This is a genomic window from Yersinia sp. Marseille-Q5920 (assembly GCF_946902935.1).
GTDB classification, from domain to species: Bacteria; Pseudomonadota; Gammaproteobacteria; order Enterobacterales; family Enterobacteriaceae; genus Yersinia; species Yersinia rochesterensis.
Map to the genome: position 1 here is coordinate 111,559 of NZ_CAMPQA010000003.1, position 19,093 is coordinate 130,651.

Here is a 19,093-nt window from a genome sequence, read left to right on the forward strand (position 1 = left end):
CTCTTATGAATGCCTGTAACAACTCATTAAAAATGGATATGTCAAACGCCAGGACGTTTTCTCACCGGAACCCTTTTAAACCGGACACAGCATGCTTATCCCATCAAAACTGAGCCGCCCGGTACGGCTGCAAAATACCGTGATACGCGATCGCTTGTTAGTGAAGTTATCTGGCGTCGCAAATTACCGCCTGACATTAATAAATTGCCCGGCGGGATATGGTAAGACGACGTTAATCGCTCAGTGGGCAGCCGACCAATGCGATCTGGGCTGGTATTCTCTGGATGAAAGTGACAATCAACCCGAGCGTTTTGCGACCTATTTAATCGCAGCCATACAATTGGCGACCAGAGGCCATTGCAGCAAAAGTGAAGCCCTCAGCCAGAAGCATCAATATGCCAGTCTCTCTGCGCTGTTTGCGCAATTATTTATCGAGCTGTCCGATTGGGACGGCCCGCTGTATCTGGTGATTGATGATTATCATCTGATTACCAATGATGCCATTCATGAAGCCATGCGCTTTTTCCTGCGCCATCAGCCAGAAAATCTGACCCTGATTCTGCTTTCTCGCACCTTGCCACCACTGGGTATTGCTAACCTGCGGGTGCGCGACCAGTTGTTGGAATTAGGTATGCAGCAGTTGGCATTTAATCATCAGGAAGCGCAGCAATTCTTTGATTGCCGCCTCTCCGTTCCACTGGAGCAAGGTGATAGCAGCCGCCTGTGTGATGAAGTGGAAGGGTGGGCGACGGCGCTGCAATTGATCGCGTTGTCATCGCGCCAGCCCAATTCCTCAGCACAAAAATCAGCAAAACGGTTGGCCGGGTTAAATGCCAGCCATTTGTCAGATTATTTAGTCGATGAAGTGCTGGATCAGGTCGATAGCGAGGCGCGCGCTTTCCTGTTGCGCTGTTCGGTATTGCGCTCAATGAATGATGCCCTGATAGTGCGCCTGACCGGTGAAGATAACGGCCAACAACGGCTGGAAGAATTAGAGCGTCAGGGACTATTTATTCATCGAATGGATGACAGCGGTGAATGGTTCTGCTTCCATCCATTGTTCGCCACTTTCCTGCGCCAACGCTGCCAATGGGAACTGGCATTAGAATTGCCAGAATTACACCATGCGGCGGCTGAGGGCTGGCTGGCTCTGGGCTATCCAGCGGAAGCTATCCACCATGCATTGGCGGCGGGCGATGTCGGCATGCTACGTGATATCTTGCTGCAACACGCCTGGACTCTGTTTAATCACAGTGAGTTAGCCCTGCTGGAGCAATGTCTGCTCGCCCTGCCCTACTCTTTATTGGTGCAAAATCCTGAACTGGCATTGCTACAGGCATGGCTGGCGCAAAGCCAACATCGCTATGGTGAGGTCAATACCTTGCTTGAGCGCGCTGAATCAGCAATGCAGGAACGTAAAATTCCTATTGATGATATTTTGCGGGCTGAGTTTGATGCTTTACGTGCTCAAGTGGCTATCAATGCCGGTAAGCCGGAGGAAGCCGAGAAGCTGGCAACCGATGCGCTGAAATATCTACCGATGGCAAACTTCTACAGCCGCATTGTCGCGACCTCGGTCACCGGGGAAGTTCATCATTGCAAAGGCGAACTAAGCCGCGCACTGCCGATGATGCAGCAAACTGAGCAAATGGCACGCCGCCACGAAGTCTATCACTATGCTTTATGGGCGTTATTGCAGCAGAGTGAAATTCTGATTGCGCAGGGATTCCTGCAAGCAGCTTATGAAACACAAGATAAAGCCTTTGATTTAGTTCATGAACAGCATCTTGAACAGCTTCCGATGCATGAATTCCTATTGCGCATTCGCTCCCAGGTATTGTGGTCGTGGTCACGGCTGGATGAAGCTGAAGAAGCGGCGCGCAAAGGTATCGAAATTCTGGTCAACTATCAGCCACAGCAGCAATTACAGTGTCTGGCGATGTTGGCAAAATGTTCGCTGGCCCGTGGGGATTTAGATAACGCCAACATGTACATTCAGCGCTGCGAGGCGCTGCAACACGGCAGCCAATATCATCTCGATTGGATTACCAATGCCGATAAACCCCGGGTTATTCATTGGCAAATGACCGGAGATAAAGTTGCGGCGGCAAATTGGCTACGCCAGGCCGAAAAACCGGGGATGGCCGATAACCACTTTTTGCAGGGGCAATGGCGCAATATTGCACGCATCCAGATTATGTTGGGCCGGTTTAATGAAGCGGAAGTGGTGCTGGACGAACTTAATGAGAATGCCCGCCGCTTGCGTCTCACCAGTGACCTTAATCGTAATCTATTGTTAAGTAACACTCTTTACTGGCAAACCGAGCGGAAAAGTGAAGCACAAAAAGCACTGATTGAATCCCTTTCATTAGCCAATCGCACCGGTTTTATCAGCCATTTTGTGATTGAAGGCGAGGCGATGGCGCAACAGTTGCGCCAGCTAATTCAACTCAATGCATTACCCGAATTAGAGCAGCATCGCGCCCAACGAATCTTGAAAGACATTAATCAGCATCATCGGCATAAATTTGCTCATTTCGATGAGATCTTCGTCGATAAGCTGCTAACTCACCCGCAAGTTCCGGAGCTAATCCGCACCAGCCCGCTTACCCAACGCGAATGGCAGGTCTTGGGGTTGATTTACTCCGGCTACAGTAATGACCAAATAGCGGGCGAGCTAGAAGTGGCGGCCACCACCATTAAGACGCATATTCGTAATTTGTATCAAAAGTTAGGTGTCGCCCACCGGCAAGACGCAGTACAACAAGCGCAACGGTTATTACAAATGATGGGGTATGTTTAACGAAAACTCTGTCATTAAATTTAAATATCAGTGAGTTAAATTGAATTTTATCTCTCTGGCAGATTGACAATCATTGGCCTAGATATTAATGACAGACCGCCATTTATCCTGAGAATCTCTCTCTGGCGGGGTAAGGCGGCTAATAACCACTCTATTTAACTGGTCTTTATTGGCGAAAAATTGATTACAATCTCGCGATTGAACATTCAATCGCGATTAAAGGTCATCAGCAGTATGGAACAGTTTGAAACAATCAGTATTGAGCAGGCCTATAACCGCCTAAAAGAAAACAAAGCAGTTTTAGTTGATATCCGCGACCCACAAAGTTTTGAAGCGGGTCATGCGCCGGAGGCGTTCCATCTGACCAACAGCAGTTTGCACACCTTTATGCAACAAACTGATTTTGAACAACCGGTGCTGGTGATGTGCTATCACGGCAACAGCAGCAAAGGCGCGGCGCAATATCTCCTTCAGCAAGGTTTTGAGGCGGTTTACAGCATTGATGGCGGTTTTGAAGCTTGGGCCAGGAGCTACCCGCAAGAAATCACTCGTGAAAATGTCTGATTCTGTTGCCTATTTGTAACCTGCTATTCGCCACAGCCAACCAGATTGTGATATTTTTAAACACTTAGATTAAAATCTCGTTAGACGGTGATAGACAAAATGGTTCGTGTGATAGCAATATCTAATCTACGTCTGGCGCAGGCCTTTGTTGATTATATGGCCACTCACAAGGTGGCGCTGGAAGTGCGGCCAGATGCTCAGGGTGCTGAGATTTGGTTAGCGGATGATGAACAATTGCCCTTGGTGCAGCATGAGCTGGAACAGTTTTTACTCGACCCCCTCAATCCGCGCTACCAAGCGGCCAGTTGGCAATCGGGCAATCTGCATTCTAATTTGCCGTACCAACGCTTTTCCTACCTCCAGACTCTCCGCAGTCAGGCTGGCCCACTGACGCTGAGTATTATGGTGCTGTGTATCGCCATCTATATTCTGATGCAAATCGTCGGTGATGCCGCAGTGATGTCTTGGTTGGCGTGGCCTCGTGACGAGAGCCAATATCTGCAAGTATGGCGTTGGGTCAGCCATGCTTTACTGCATTTTTCCCTGTTGCACATCCTGTTTAACCTGATGTGGTGGTGGTATCTGGCCGGGCAGATGGAGAAACGGCTTGGCACCGGTAAATTGCTGGTATTAACTATTGTTTCCGCCTTATTTAGTGGTTGGGGTCAATCGCTGTTTAGTGGTGTGAATTTTGGCGGCCTTTCTGGCGTGGTATATGCCTTAATGGGTTATGTTTGGCTGACTGGCGAGCGCGCACCCGAGCGCGGTATTTCGTTGCCTCGCGGCTTAATGGCTTTTTCTGTTCTCTGGTTGGTTGCTGGGTATTTCGATATTTTAGGTTTGTCGATCGCCAACGCAGCGCATGTTTCAGGCCTGATTATTGGGTTACTGATGGCATTTTGGGATACGCGCAACAGCGCAAGAACCACACAATAACTGCCTGGAACAACCAGGCGAATTAGGGGATTACCGTGAAGCAAACGCAGCGGCATGATGCGATTATTGAATTGGTACGCCAACAAGGCTACGTCAGTACTGAAGAGCTAGTGGAGCATTTTGCCGTTAGCCCGCAAACCATCCGACGCGATTTGAATGATTTGGCGGATCAAAACAAGATTCACCGCCATCATGGTGGTGCCGCATTACCCTCCAGTTCAGTCAACGCGGCTTATAACGACCGTAAAGTAATGTGGTCGGAAGAAAAGGCGCGCATTGCCCAACGTGTTGCCAGCCAGATCCCCGATGGCGCGACACTGTTTATTGATATCGGCACCACACCAGAAGCGGTCGCTCATGCTTTAATGAATCATAAAGGCTTGCGCGTGGTGACCAATAATCTGAACGTGGCGACATTGTTAACCGCCAAAGAGGATTTTCGGCTAATTCTAGCCGGTGGTGAAGTTCGTACCCGTGATGGTGGGATTATTGGTGAAGCCACGCTGGACTTTATTTCCCAGTTCCGCCTCGATTACGGCATCCTCGGCATCAGCGGTATTGATATGGACGGCTCTCTACTGGAGTTTGATTATCATGAAGTGCGGACCAAACGGGCGATTATCGAAAACTCCCGCTGCGTGATGCTGGTCACCGACCATTCCAAATTTGGCCGTAACGCGATGGTGAATCTGGGGAACATGAATCTGATTGATTATTTGTTTACCGATCAGATGCCACCAGCCAGCGTGATGAAGATTATTGAGCAGCATAATGTTCAATTAGAGTTGTGTTAGCCGTTTGTTTTGGTGATTCAGTTCAGTGATTTGATTCGGTTGTTAGAGCAACTGAGTTTACTTAACCTCCGATGAACCAACCGGCAAAGGGGCCATAAGCGTGGCCCTTGTGCAATCCCGCGCTTGCGCACGTATCGCTTGCCCACTGCGAGGGTTCCCTCACTCATCATTTCGCTGACGGATCGGGCCGATTCGCATCCATGCTCAAGCGGCCCTCGCTCGGCATCCATGTCTCGCGTCCTACCTTCATTCTTCACTCGGCTGCTCAAATGTGCTTTTAACATCAAAATCTAAAGGCAGGGTTTTGACTTTCTCTTTTGACCTTGAGCGCAATTAGGGATATTACCGACAAAGACGATGGCCCGAGTGAGCGAGCATGGACGCCCGCGAAAAGCGCGCTTGGGCAGGGATGCCCATCGCGCTGGCTCGATAAGGCCAACGACTACCGGAGGGGACTGCGAATAGCAGTAATATTTCGCGCAAGCCGCAGGTGCAGGAGGGCAGGCCTGCCCTCCTGCTCGGTTGAGGCGGCGAGAGCCAGGTGATCACTGAACGAATATCAACCTAAACAATAATCCAATTTGCTCTTGACTCAAATGCTCTAACAACCAAACCAGATCAACTATTCACCAAATCCAAATCCAAACCTCCCCCCCACATCCTGATAACAAAACTGTTACTTCCATCACGCATAAATGTTTTTTTTTGGTTAAGTCTTGGCTTGTTTGTTGGTTTTTGATTACAATCATGAGCGAAAACGAACATTAAAGAGCTGTTTCGAACATCCGGAGGAGGTAAGCATGGAAACCAAAGACTTGATCGTGATCGGTGGCGGCATTAATGGTGCCGGTATCGCTGCTGACGCTGCAGGGCGTGGCCTGTCCGTTCTGCTGCTGGAAGCACAAGATTTGGCCTGCGCTACGTCTTCCGCCAGTTCCAAACTCATCCACGGTGGCCTGCGCTATCTGGAACATTATGAGTTCCGCTTGGTCAGTGAAGCATTGGCCGAACGTGAGGTTTTGCTGAAAATGGCTCCTCATATTGCTTTCCCGATGCGCTTCCGCCTACCCCATCAGCCCCATCTGCGCCCGGCTTGGATGATTCGCACCGGCTTATTCTTGTACGACCACTTGGGCAAACGCACCAGCCTGCCAGCCAGTAAAGGGCTGCGTTTTGGACCAGAATCAGTATTGAAGCCCGAATTAGTGCGCGGTTTCGAATATTCAGACTGCTGGGTCGATGATGCCCGTCTGGTGGTATTGAATGCTCAGGAAGTGGTCGAGCGCGGCGGCGAAGTGCGTACTCGCACCAAAGTGACTCGCGCCTGGCGTGAGCAAGGTTTATGGATGGTGGAAGCTGTGGATGTCGACACCGGCCAAACCTTTACCTGGCGTGCTAAAGGTTTGGTGAATGCCACCGGCCCATGGGTTAAACAGTTCTTCGATGATGGCCTGAAACTCAAATCACCTTATGGTATCCGCCTAATTAAAGGCAGCCATATTGTGGTGCCGCGAGTTCATAACCAACCACAAGCCTATATTCTACAAAACGAAGACCATCGTATTGTCTTCGTCATCCCATGGTTGGATGAATATTCCATCATCGGCACCACCGACGTGGAATATCACGGCGATCCTAAAGAGGTGAAAATAGATGACCAGGAAATTGATTATCTGTTGAAGGTCTATAACGACCACTTTAAAAAGCAGCTGGGTCGCGACGATATCGTCTGGACTTACTCTGGTGTCCGTCCGCTATGTGATGATGAATCAGATTCGCCGCAAGCGGTTACCCGCGATTACACACTGGATGTCGCGGATGAAGGCGGCAAAGCGCCGCTGCTGTCGGTATTTGGCGGCAAACTGACCACTTACCGCAAACTGGCAGAACACGCGCTGGAAAAACTGTCCGGCTATTATCCGAATGTTGGCCCGGCGTGGACAAAAACCGGCTCTTTACCGGGCGGAGATATTGGCGGCAGCCGTGATAACTATACTGTGCAGTTGCGCCATCGCTATAACTGGCTACCAGAAGGGTTAGCGCGCCGCTATACCCGTACCTATGGCAGCCACAGCGAACTAATTTTGGCGGAAGCCACCAGCCTCGACAGCTTGGGCGAACATTTTGGCCATGGTTTGTATGAAGCAGAATTGCGCTATCTGGTTGAAAAAGAGTGGGTTATTGAACTCGATGATGCCATCTGGCGGCGCACCAAGTTAGGTATGATGCTAGATGAAGCGCAAAAACAGCGGATTTCCGAATGGCTAGCGCACGTTCAGGCGAAGAAACAACAGACATTGTCCTTAGTTTCCTGATAGCAAATACTCATCATTAATCTGTTAAAAAAACCTCTTCACAGTTCGCTGCTGAAGAGGTTTTTTGTTATTAACTCACCGAATATTTAGAGCTTGATTGGCTTAATATGCCAAATATCATCGGCATACTCTTCAATGGTCCGGTCTGACGAGAAATAGCCCATATTGGCGATATTGAGTAAGGTTTTACGTGTCCATTCATCCGGATGGCGATAGAGTGTATCGACTTGCTCTTGGGTATCCACGTAGCTGCGATAATCTGCCAGTAATTGATAGTGATCACCCAGATTAACCAGTGAATCAAACAAGCTGGTGTATCGCTGAGGTTCTTCTGGGCTGAAAGCGCCGGTGGCAATTTGCGTCAAGACCAAATGCAGCTCCGGATCTTCGTCGTAATATTTCCGTGGGTTATAGCCACTGTTACGCAGCGCCTCAACCTGCTCGGTAGTATTACCAAAGATAAAAATATTCTCCTCGCCCACATGTTCGCGGATCTCGACATTCGCCCCATCCAGAGTGCCAATCGTCAGCGCCCCATTCAGCGCAAATTTCATATTACTGGTTCCTGATGCCTCGGTACCCGCCAATGAGATCTGTTCGGAGAGATCCGCCGCCGGAATGATCAACTGCGCCAGGCTGACACTGTAGTTCGGGATGAATACCACTTTCAGTAGATTATTAATCCGTGGATCATTATTGATCACTTTCGCTACATCATTGATCAAGCGAATGATTTGCTTCGCACTATAGTAGGCTGATGCCGCTTTCCCGGCAAAAATCACCACGCGCGGCACCCATTTCTCATCAGGAGCTTCGAGAATGCGGTTATAGCGAGTTATCACATGCAGCACATTCAATAACTGCCGTTTGTATTCATGAATGCGCTTGATTTGCACATCAAACAGCGCCGCAGGATTCACCACAATATTCAGTTTTTCAGCAATATAGACAGCCAGCCGCTTCTTGTTCTCCAGCTTGGCTTTCTGTAGCGCCTGCAAGAAACTCGGGTAATCGAGATTCTTTTCCAGCTCGCTGAGTTGGCTCAAATCAGTGCGCCAGTTGTGGCCGATGCTGTCATCCAACACCGCCGCCAATGGCCGGTTAGCCAGCCCCAGCCAGCGCCGTGGGGTGACGCCATTAGTTTTATTACAGAAACGATTAGGGAAAATACGGGCAAAATCGGCAAACAGCGATTGCACCATTAATTCTGAATGCAGGGCCGACACGCCGTTCACTTTATGGCTGGCGATCACCGCAAGCCAGGCCATACGAACTCGCCGGCCATCATGCTCATTAATAATTGATACACGCGGCAGCAATTCTGGCTCATTCGGATATTGTTCCTGCACCAGTTTGAGGAAATGGTCATTGATATCAAAGATAATTTGCAGGTGGCGCGGCAGGATCTTGCCAATCATGTCGATGGGCCAAGTCTCCAGCGCCTCACTCATCAGGGTGTGGTTGGTGTAGGAAAACACTTGCTGCACCACATCCCAGGCGTCCATCCAACTAAATTTATGCTCATCAATCAGCAAACGCATCATCTCAGGGATAGAGAGCACCGGATGAGTATCATTGAGGTGAATAGCAATCTTATCAGCCAAATTATCGAAGGTTTGATGCATCGCCCAATGGCGGCTGAGAATATCCTGCACAGTGGCGGAGACTAAAAAGTATTCTTGCCGCAGGCGCAGTTCGCGCCCGGAGTAGGTCGAGTCATCGGGGTAAAGCACCCGAGAGACGTTTTCTGAATGGTTTTTATCTTCAACCGCCGCGAAGTAATCGCCCTGATTGAATTTCCCCAGATTGATTTCATTACTGGCCTGCGCAGACCATAAGCGAAGTGTATTTGTGGCGTCGGTATCAAAACCGGGGATGATTTGATCATAAGCGCAGGCGAGGATTTCTTCAGTTTCCAGCCAGCGGACTTTGCTGCCTTCTTGCTGAATCCGGCCACCAAAACGCACTTTATAGCGGGTATTGTGCCGCGGGAACTCCCAGGCGTTACCATATTCCAGCCAGTTATCCGGCGATTCCATCTGTTGGCCATTGACGATTTTCTGGCTGAACATGCCATATTCGTAGCGAATGCCGTAGCCGCGCCCCGGCAGTGCCAATGTGGCCAGTGAGTCCAGAAAACACGCCGCCAATCGCCCTAATCCGCCATTGCCGAGACCGGGGTCATTTTCTTCTTGCAACAGCTCAGATAGATTGAGGCCCATTTCATCCAGCGCCTGCTCGATATCCTCATAAATTCCCATCGATAACAGGGCATTAGAGAGCGTTCGCCCCAAGAGAAACTCCATCGACAGATAATAAACCTGCCGAACATCCTGTGATAATTGTGCGCGATTAGAACGCAGCCAGCGTTCAACCATCCGGTCGCGCACGGCAAATAAGGTCGCATTCAGCCAATCGTGCTGAGTCGCAATAGTGGGATCTTTACCCACAATAAACATCAATTTGTAGGCAATGGAGTGTTTCAGCGCGTCCACACTGACAACAGGTGAGGTATAACTGAACGGTGATGTCATAGCGTTTTTCCCAATTCGTGGTTACAACAAATCGACAATTAAAGACGCCGATAAAGTGACAGATAATCTGCCGCTGCTACTTGCCAACCAAAGTCCAACCCCATCGCGTGGCGCTGAACATGACGCCAATGTTTTGGTCGACTCCACAGCACAAAAGCACGGCGAATCGCCCGCACCAATGCCTGTGCATCGCATTCATCAAACACAAACCCCGAGGCGCTGCCATCAGCCAGATTTTCTAGCGCGCAATCCACCACGGTATCTGCCAACCCGCCCGTATGCCGGACCAGCGGCAATGTGCCATACTTCAAACCATACAACTGTGTTAGCCCACAGGGTTCAAAACGGCTGGGTACCAGAATCACATCCGCACCAGCAATGATTCGGTGCGAGAATGCTTCGTGATAACCTATTTGTACCCCAACCTGGCCGGAATAGTCTGCCGCAGCCGCCAAAAACGCCTCTTGCAAAATGGCATCCCCCGCGCCCAGAACAGCCAATTGTCCGCCCAATTTCAGTAAATCAGGCAGCGCCTCCAGCACTAAATCTAACCCTTTTTGCTCCGTCAGCCTGCTGACTACGGAAAAAATAGGTTTCTTTTCAGTGACTTCCAAGCCCATAGTGGTTTGCAAGTGTGCTTTATTCACCGCTTTCTTTTGCAGGTTTTCTGCATCATAGCGAGCATGGAGCAAAGCATCTGTTTGGGGGGCCCAAATATTGCTGTCTACGCCATTGAGGATCCCGGTCAATCGTCCCTGACTGGCCCGCTCTTGTAGCAACCCCTCCATGCCGTAGCCAAAAGCGGGTTGGGTAATTTCCTTAGCATAGGTCGGGCTGACTGTGGTGACATGGTCAGCAAAAAACAGCCCGGCTTTCAGATAGGAAATTTGGCCGTAAAACTCCAGCCCGTACATTTGGAAGAATGCAGCGGGTAGTTGTATTTCAGCCAAATGATGACCAGAAAACAACCCTTGATAAGCCAAATTATGGACGGTAAATACCGATCGCGCAGGGCGACCGCGTGCGGCGAGATAAGCACAGGCTAGCCCAGCATGCCAGTCATGGGCATGTACCACTTCAGGACGCCAGTAACCATCCAGACCACAAGCCAGTTCGCAAGCCATCCATCCCAGTAATGCAAAACGACGATAGTTATCGGCATAAGCATGTAAAGATTGGTCGTGATACGGGCTACCTGCCCGGTCATAGAGACCCGGAGCATCAATCAGGTAAATACCAATACCCTGATAATGCCCATAACGTAATGAAACACGGCCTGCAAAGGTATCAATCTCCCTGACCAAAACCGTGTCTGGAATGCCCCGGCGCAAATCAGGAAAAGCCGGCAGCATGACCCGAACATCGGCCCCCTCAGCAATTTGGGCGGCAGGTAAAGCACCAACAACGTCGGCCAATCCCCCGGTTTTTAACAATGGGAATAGCTCAGAACATACGTGTAGAACCCGCATCATTTTTCCTATTCACTTTTAAGTTTAGCGAGCATTGCCCGCGTCACTAACACCACCCCACCTTCCGAGCGGTAAAAACGCTTACTGTCTTCTTCGGCGTTTTCCCCAATAACCGTCCCCTCGGGTATTTGGCAGGCACGGTCAATAATGCAGCGGCGTAGCCGGCAGGAACGGCCAACATTGACATCCGGTAGCAGTAATGTGGAATCAATGGTGCAGAACGAATTGACCCGCACTCGTGGGAATAACACCGAATGCACCACTACCGAGCCGGAAACAATACAACCACCGGAAACCAAGGAGTTCATGGTCATACCATGGCTACCGGAGCGGTCTTGCACAAACTTGGCCGGCGGCAGTGGTTCCATATGGGTACGAATCGGCCAATCGCGGTCATACATATCCAGCTCTGGAGTGACCGACGCCAAATCGAGGTTGGCTCGCCAATAGGCGTCCAGCGTCCCGACATCACGCCAATAAGGGGGCAATTCAGCATTCGAGGTCACACAGGAAAGGTCAAACGGATGCGCCCAGGCCACTTTTTGTTCCGTCAATTTCGGAATGATATCTTGACCAAAATCATGGTTAGAGCCGGGGGTACTCTGGTCGTCTTCTAAGAGTTTAAACAGATAATCGGCATTGAAAATGTAGATGCCCATACTGGCGAGCGCCATATCCGGGCGGCCTGGCATCGCGGGAGGATTAGCCGGTTTTTCATAGAAAGCGGTTATCTGATAATCCTCGGCAACTTCCATGACACCAAACTCAGTGGCTTCTTTAATTGGCACCGGGATACACGCCACAGTGCATTGCGCCCCTTTTTCGGCATGGTCGAGCAACATGCGGGAGTAGTCCATTTTGTAGATATGGTCACCCGCTAGAATGACGATGTATTCCGCTTGGTAGCGGCGGATAATATCCAAGTTCTGGTAAACCGCATCAGCGGTGCCTTTGTACCACTGCTCAGTGCTCAGGCGCTGTTGAGCGGGCAATAAGTCGATAAACTCGTTCATTTCCTCATTGAGGAATGACCAACCGCGTTGAATATGCTGAACCAGACTATGGGATTGATATTGTGTTATCACGCCGATGCGCCGGATACCGGAATTCAGACAGTTGGATAGCGCAAAATCAATGATGCGAAATTTGCCACCAAAATGGACAGCGGGCTTTGCACGGGTAGCTGTTAAATCTTTCAGCCGTGAACCACGACCACCCGCCAAGATTAGTGCCACCGATTTATTCGGTAATAATCTGGCTAACATCAGCGGATCTTTGCTCTCAAACTTAACCATCGAGACTCCTTAAAATTTCTGTGCGAGCACGCAAACGGCATGTGCAGAGCCGTTCCATACGGTTAATAATTCCGTATGCTCTGACGGCTCAAAAGGAGGAACCACCACCCATTCCCCCGCAGGTAAATGCATTTCACACTGTTGATCCGTGGCATTTATCACCACCAACCAGCGCTGAGATAACAGGATTTGCAGTTGTTTCTGGCAGCCATGCTCCCAAGCCGAATCACTCAACGCTTGTCCCCGGCTATCCAACCATTGCACATTGCCATCGCCGTCCTCCCACCATGTGTCTTTAATCAGCGCAGGAATTTGCTGGCGTAACTGAATCAGTGCGGCGGTAAATGCTGTTAATTCACGATCGCGACTCCCCCAATCAAGCCAAGTGAGAATGTTGTTTTGACAGTACGCATTGTTGTTGCCTTGCTGACTATGACCATGTTCATCGCCAGCAAGTAGCATTGGCGTTCCCTGCGAAAGCAACAAAGTCGCCAGCAATGCCCGCTGGCAAGCTTTGCGCCGTTGCCAGATAGCGTCATCCGCGACCAAACCCTCACTACCAAAATTATTGCTAAGATTGTTATCACTGCCATCACGGTTCTCTTCGCCATTGATTTGATTGTGTTTTTGGTTAAAGCACAGCAAATCCTGCAAGGTAAAACCATCATGGGCGGTAATTTGATTAATACTGGCGGAAGGCAAACGCTCCCGATGTCTGAATAAATGGCTGGAAGCGGCAAAATGCTGGGCGAATTGCCCTAAAGGTAAATCGCCGCGTAACCAGAAGCGGCGCATGGCATCGCGATATTGGTCATTCCATTCGCTAAAACCAGTCGGGAAGTTCCCCAGTTGATAGCCTCCCCAGCCGATATCCCAGGGTTCCGCAATCATCTTGCAGGCACTGAGTTTTTCATCCGCGGCCAGTGCGGCAAACAAGGGCGCATGCTGATCAAAATCCGGTGTGCGGCCCAAAACTGTGCCCAAGTCAAAACGGAAACCATCAATGTGGCAGCAATCAACCCAGTAACGCAGGCAGTCAAGCACCCACTGCATCACATAAGGCTGACTAAGACGCAGCGCATTGCCACAGCCGGTCATGTTGTCGTATTCGCCCTCGGGAGTCAGCCAGTAGTAACTGGCATTGTCGATCCCCCGCTGGCACAACGTGGGGCCGAATACATCTAGTTCAGCCGAATGGTTGAACACCACATCCAAAATGACTTCAATGCCGGCCTTATGCAGGGCTTTAACTGCATCGCGCAACTCTTGCAGCGGGGAGATGCCCTCGCGACCAGAAACATATTCTGGATCAACCGCATAGGGCGCTAATACGTTATAGCCCCAGTAATTACTCAGCCCCATTTTCTGTAACCGTGGCTCATCAACATGAAATTGCACCGGCAACAGTTCCAAGGTGGTAATACCCAGTTTTTTCAAATAGCGGATCATGGCGGGATGAGCCAAACCGGCGTAAGTACCGCGCAGGTTCGCGGGAATATCCGGGTGCAATTGGGTTAAACCGCGCACATGGGCTTCATAAATGACGGTATTGCCCCAAGGAATCGCTGGAGGACTATCCCCCTGCCAATCATATGTTTCGTGCACCACAATACACTTAGGCGCGGCGGCGGAACTGTCGCGATCGTCGGGCTGATTCACCCCGCCATTTAATCTAGGGTCATCGCCTACTTTTCGGTCTAGCGCATGGGCGCAAGGGTCTATTAATAACTTATGCGGATTAAAACGGTGGCCTTGTTGCGGGGAAAATGGCCCGCTGACACGGTAACCATAGCGCTGCCCCGGCTTTCCTCCGGGAAGATAACCATGCCAAACATCCCCACTGCGGGCCGGTAACGGAATGCGGAATTCCTGATTATCATCATCGAACAGACACAGTTCGACCTGCTCGGCATTGGCCGAAAACAGGGTGAAATTTATCCCGCTCCCATCAAAATGAGCGCCAGCCGGTGTCGGAGAGCCACTCGTCAACCTCGTCATCCTAACCCTCCCGCACCAGATAAATAGTCGACAGCGGCGGCAGAGTTAACAGTAATGAATGGGGGTGATGATAGCTGCCTACATCATGGCTATGAATACCGCCCTGATTACCCATATTGCTACCACGATAAAACTCAGAGTCAGAATTCAGCACTTCGCGATAATGCCCGCCCTGCGGGATACCTACGCGGTAGTTATAGCGCGGAACCGGTGTGAAATTGCTGATAACAATCAGTTCGTTACCATCAGCATCACGGCGCAGGAAAGCAAATACCGAGTTTTCATGGTCATCCACCACCAGCCATTCAAAACCGGCAGGTTGGTAATCCAATTCATACAATGGCGCATGTCTTTGATAACAATGATTAAGATCGCGAACCCACCGCTGCACTCCCTTATGCCAACCATTTTCATCATCCAGCAGGTGCCAGTCCAAGCTGGTATCGAAATTCCACTCGCGCCCTTGGGCAAACTCACACCCCATAAACAGCAATTTCTTGCCCGGATGCGCCCACATAAACCCATAATACGCCCGTAAGTTGGCAAATTTTTGCCATGCATCGCCGGGCATGCGGTCGAGAATCGAATGTTTGCCATGGACGACTTCATCGTGCGAAATCGGTAAAATAAAGTTCTCGGTATAGGCGTATAACATACCGAAAGTCATGAGATTATGGTGGTATTTGCGGTGAATAGGGTCACATTGTAGGTAATTGAGCGTGTCATGCATCCAGCCCATATTCCACTTATAATTAAAGCCCAATCCACCCGCATCAGGAGGTAATGTCACCCCAGGGAAGTCAGTAGACTCCTCGGCCATAGTGACGCCGCCGGGGCGCTCAACACCGATGGTGTGATTGGTGTAGCGCAGAAAGGCAATCGCCTCCAAATTTTCGCGCCCGCCGTAATAATTGGGTACCCATTGCCCTTCAGCACGGCTGTAATCGCGGTAAATCATTGAAGCAACAGCATCAATACGCAATGCATCGATGCCAAAACGCTCCATCCAATAAAATGCATTTCCCGCCAAATAGTTACGAACTTCATTGCGCCCATAGTTATAAATCAGGGTATTCCAATCCTGATGGTAGCCTTCGCGCGGATCGGCATATTCATATAAGGCGGTGCCGTCAAAAGTCGATAATCCATGTTCATCACTGGGGAAATGACCGGGAACCCAGTCAAGAATGACGTTAATTCCTGCTTCATGGAATTTGGCGACGAAATCTTTGAAATCCTGCGGCGTACCAAATCGGCGGGTCGGCGCATATAAACCTAACGGCTGATAGCCCCAACTGCCATCAAACGGATGTTCATTAATGGGCAGTAATTCCACATGGGTAAATCCCATATATTTAACGTATTCAACTAGTTGTTCAGCTAACTCGCCGTAACTGAGCCAAAAATTGTTTTCGGTATGACGTCGCCACGAACCGAGATGCACCTCATAGATAGAAATCGGTGAGCGCAAGTCATTGGCTTTTTGCCGTGCAGCAGTATTTTCCACCACCTCCGGCAATGGGCTGATTAACGAGGCGGTTTCTGGCCGCATTTGGGCTTTAAAGGCATAAGGGTCCGCTTTTAACCGCACCTGACCATGGCAATCTATTATCTCAAATTTATATAACTGCCCTGCTTGCACACCGGGCAAGAATAGCTCCCAAATACCATTTTCACGCCGTAGCCGCATAGGGTGACGGCGGCCATCCCAAAAGTTAAATTCACCGACCACAGAAACGCGCTGAGCATTAGGTGCCCAAACCGCAAAACTGACACCCGGCACGCCATCCAGACTCATCAAATGCGCCCCTAAGCGTTCATAAGGGCGTAAATGGGTGCCTTCAGCCAATAACCAAGCATCGATATCCTGCAATAAGGTGCCGAATCGGTAGGGATCGTCGAGGATTTGTGTGCTTTCTTGCCACGTAACCGCTAACTGATAGCGGAATGGCGTTTTACGGCGAGGGAGTTTGGCAAGGAAGAAGCCGCGCGGGTCTTCACTCTGAAGTTGAACCACATTACGCCCAGTGTCTGTTTCAACCAACCACACTTCTTTGGCATCCGGCAACAGCGCACAGACCTGTAACCCCGATTCAGTTTGGTGCATACCCAAAACGGCGAAAGGATCGGCATAATGGCCGGAAATAATCTGATTAATCACCTGACGGTCGGGAAGTACTGGCATATCCTCTCCCTTTGATTAACTTAATGATTTTTATACTTAATTTTAGATGCACGGCTAAAATTAAGCCTATTAATCATGTAATTTATTTAATGAATGGGGCATGATCAAGGTCAATAAATAGACTTAATGCCTTAACCTGTCTTTATGATTGCGCACTTAGCTATAGGATTTTTCGCCCCAAACTATAAGCATAGTCAATGAGTGCTAAAAAAATTGGCTTATGATTAATGAAATTTTTTCTCACGCAAATAAGTGAAAAAAAGGAGATTAAGCTGTGTAAGAAACACATATGTGATGGAAATGCTTTTATGAGTCACACAAAGAAAAAGTGACACCCACCAGATAAAATGTGCAAAACAAGAAACTGACACGCTATTTGGTCCCATAGGGCTTTTTTGCTAAAAAAAGGGGCTGGTTAACTTCTCAACAGAGAAATCTGGATACAATAGCGGCAGAAATAAATAATCGTAGTCATTACAGTGGTTATCCAACATGGGCGTTAGCCAGGTCGAACTGATTTTTTCCCTTTTACAACAGATGTGCGTCTATCTGGTCATTGCCTATCTGTTGAGTAAAACACCGCTTTTTATCCCCTTAATGCAGGTTACCATTAGGTTGCCCCACAAACTGGTGTGTTACCTCACGTTTTCCATGTTTTGTATCATGGGAACCTATTTTGGTTTGCATATTGATGACTCCATCGCAAATACCCGCGCTATTGGCGCTGTATTGGGGGGGGTTCTGGGGGGGCCATCAGTCGGGTTTCTGGTTGGGCTAACCGGCGGTTTACACCGCTATTCCATGGGGGGAATGACCGCTACCGCCTGTATGTTATCCACTGTAACAGAGGGATTATTAGGCGGGCTGCTCCACAGTTATTTGATCCGCAAAAATCGCCTTGATCTGCTCTTCCAGCCTCTGGTTGTCGCCGGTATTACCTTGGTGGCCGAAGTTCTGCAAATGCTGATTATCCTGGCGGTGGCTCGCCCATTCCATGAAGCCGTCGAGTTAGTTGAGAACATTGCCCTGCCAATGATGATAACCAACACCATCGGGGCCGCAATGTTTATGCGTATCTTATTGGATAGACGGGCTATTTTCGAAAAATATACCACGGCATTCTCGGCTAAAGCTTTACAAATTGCCGCGCGAGCGGAGGGGTTATTACGCCATGGTTTTGACCAGCAAAACAGTATGCGGGTGGCGCGTATCTTGTATGAAGAACTGGGCGTGGGCGCAGTGGCCATTACTGACCGCGAGAAGTTGCTGGCATTTATTGGCACCGGCTCTGACCACCACCTGGTGGGCGGCGCTATTACTTCCGACCATACCCACCGGGCGATTGAGCTAAATCAGGTGGTCTATGCCGACGGCAACGCCGTGCCCTATACCTGCTCAATTTCTCCGACTTGTAAACTGGGTTCCACCTTGGTTATCCCGCTGCGCGGTGAAGAACATCGGGTGGTGGGCAGCATCAAGCTGTATGAGCCGAAAAGTAAGTTATTCTCCAGTATTAACCGCACATTGGGTGAAGGTATTGCTCACTTGCTGTCGGCGCAAATTCTGGCCGGTGAATTTGAACAACAAAAGCAAATGCTGGCGCAATCAGAAATCAAACTGCTGCACGCCCAGGTCAACCCTCATTTCCTGTTTAATGCGCTTAATACTTTGTCAGTGGTGATCCGCCGTAATCCCGACCATGCCCGTAAACTGGTGCTTTCGCTGTCGACATTTTTCCGCAAAAACCTTAAACGCAGCCACGATGTGGTCACACTGAGTGATGAAATTGAGCATGTGAATGCGTATCTGGAAATCGAAAAAGCGCGCTTTGCTGATCGTCTGAGTGTCGAAATTTCATTGCCCAATGAGCTGATGGATGCGCGGTTGCCCGCATTTTCCCTGCAACCGGTGGTTGAGAATGCCATCAAGCACGGTATCTCACAGATGTTCAGTAATGGGCGCATCACCCTGCGCGGCAAGCTGGATGACCATATTCTGGTGCTGGAAGTTGAGGATAACGCCGGATTGTATCAACCGCAGCCTAATGGCGATGGGCTGGGTATGAACCTGGTGGATCGGCGGATTAAAGTGCGTTATGGCAATGAATATGGCGTGACAGTGATAAATAAAGCCGATGAATTCACTCGCATTATCATTAAGTTGCCGTTTATTACGGCTAGTGAATGATCCACTCAAGCTA

At 49.7% G+C, this 19,093-nt stretch carries 11 protein-coding genes; 6 read left to right on the forward strand and 5 right to left on the reverse strand.

Annotated elements, in window-relative coordinates:
- Positions 1 to 91 precede the first annotated feature (91 nt).
- From malT to glpD, 5 genes are all read left to right on the forward strand, one after another.
- Complete coding sequence (gene malT, locus OVO64_RS05820; protein ID WP_042562529.1) at positions 92 to 2,803, forward strand: HTH-type transcriptional regulator MalT; 2,712 nt, start codon at positions 92 to 94, stop codon at positions 2,801 to 2,803.
- Positions 2,804 to 3,037: 234 nt separating this feature from the next.
- Positions 3,038 to 3,367, forward strand: coding sequence for a thiosulfate sulfurtransferase GlpE (gene glpE, locus OVO64_RS05825; protein WP_050291838.1), 330 nt, complete (start codon positions 3,038 to 3,040; stop codon positions 3,365 to 3,367).
- A gap of 99 nt (positions 3,368 to 3,466) precedes the next feature.
- Entirely contained in the window at positions 3,467 to 4,303 is an 837-nt protein-coding gene (gene glpG / locus OVO64_RS05830) for a rhomboid family intramembrane serine protease GlpG (RefSeq protein WP_038637301.1), read from the forward strand.
- 35 nt (positions 4,304 to 4,338) lie between these two features.
- Positions 4,339 to 5,097, forward strand: coding sequence for a DeoR/GlpR family transcriptional regulator (locus OVO64_RS05835; RefSeq protein WP_038637305.1), 759 nt, complete (start codon positions 4,339 to 4,341; stop codon positions 5,095 to 5,097).
- An 800-nt stretch (positions 5,098 to 5,897) separates the two neighbouring features.
- Positions 5,898 to 7,412, forward strand: coding sequence for a glycerol-3-phosphate dehydrogenase (gene glpD, locus OVO64_RS05840; RefSeq protein ID WP_038637311.1), 1,515 nt, complete (start codon positions 5,898 to 5,900; stop codon positions 7,410 to 7,412).
- A gap of 86 nt (positions 7,413 to 7,498) precedes the next feature.
- Here glpD and glgP read toward each other — a convergent pair whose 3' ends face one another.
- From glgP to glgB, 5 genes are read right to left on the reverse strand one after another with little or no spacing between them, the layout of a single operon-like run.
- Positions 7,499 to 9,946, reverse strand: a complete 2,448-nt coding sequence (glgP, locus tag OVO64_RS05845; RefSeq protein WP_038637313.1) for a glycogen phosphorylase — start codon at positions 9,944 to 9,946, stop codon at positions 7,499 to 7,501.
- A gap of 38 nt (positions 9,947 to 9,984) precedes the next feature.
- On the reverse strand, positions 9,985 to 11,415 hold the full coding sequence (gene glgA / locus OVO64_RS05850; protein WP_120011554.1) for a glycogen synthase GlgA: 1,431 nt from the start codon (positions 11,413 to 11,415) through the stop codon (positions 9,985 to 9,987).
- 8 nt (positions 11,416 to 11,423) lie between these two features.
- The gene (gene glgC / locus OVO64_RS05855) at positions 11,424 to 12,710 is read right to left on the reverse strand and encodes a glucose-1-phosphate adenylyltransferase (RefSeq protein ID WP_145588037.1); all 1,287 of its coding nucleotides are present in this window, start codon (positions 12,708 to 12,710) and stop codon (positions 11,424 to 11,426) included.
- A gap of 9 nt (positions 12,711 to 12,719) precedes the next feature.
- Positions 12,720 to 14,708 carry a glycogen debranching protein GlgX gene (gene glgX, locus OVO64_RS05860; protein WP_050291839.1) on the reverse strand — a complete coding sequence of 663 codons (1,989 nt, stop codon included), beginning with the start codon at positions 14,706 to 14,708 and terminating at the stop codon, positions 12,720 to 12,722.
- A gap of 1 nt (position 14,709) precedes the next feature.
- Positions 14,710 to 16,893: a 1,4-alpha-glucan branching protein GlgB gene (gene glgB / locus OVO64_RS05865; RefSeq protein WP_120011555.1), complete on the reverse strand. Its 2,184-nt coding sequence runs from the start codon at positions 16,891 to 16,893 to the stop codon at positions 14,710 to 14,712.
- Between the two features lie 492 nt (positions 16,894 to 17,385).
- On the opposite strand from glgB, the gene OVO64_RS05870 reads away from it, so the two are divergent.
- Positions 17,386 to 19,080 carry a sensor histidine kinase gene (locus OVO64_RS05870; RefSeq protein ID WP_145510066.1) on the forward strand — a complete coding sequence of 565 codons (1,695 nt, stop codon included), beginning with the start codon at positions 17,386 to 17,388 and terminating at the stop codon, positions 19,078 to 19,080.
- Positions 19,081 to 19,093 lie beyond the last annotated feature (13 nt).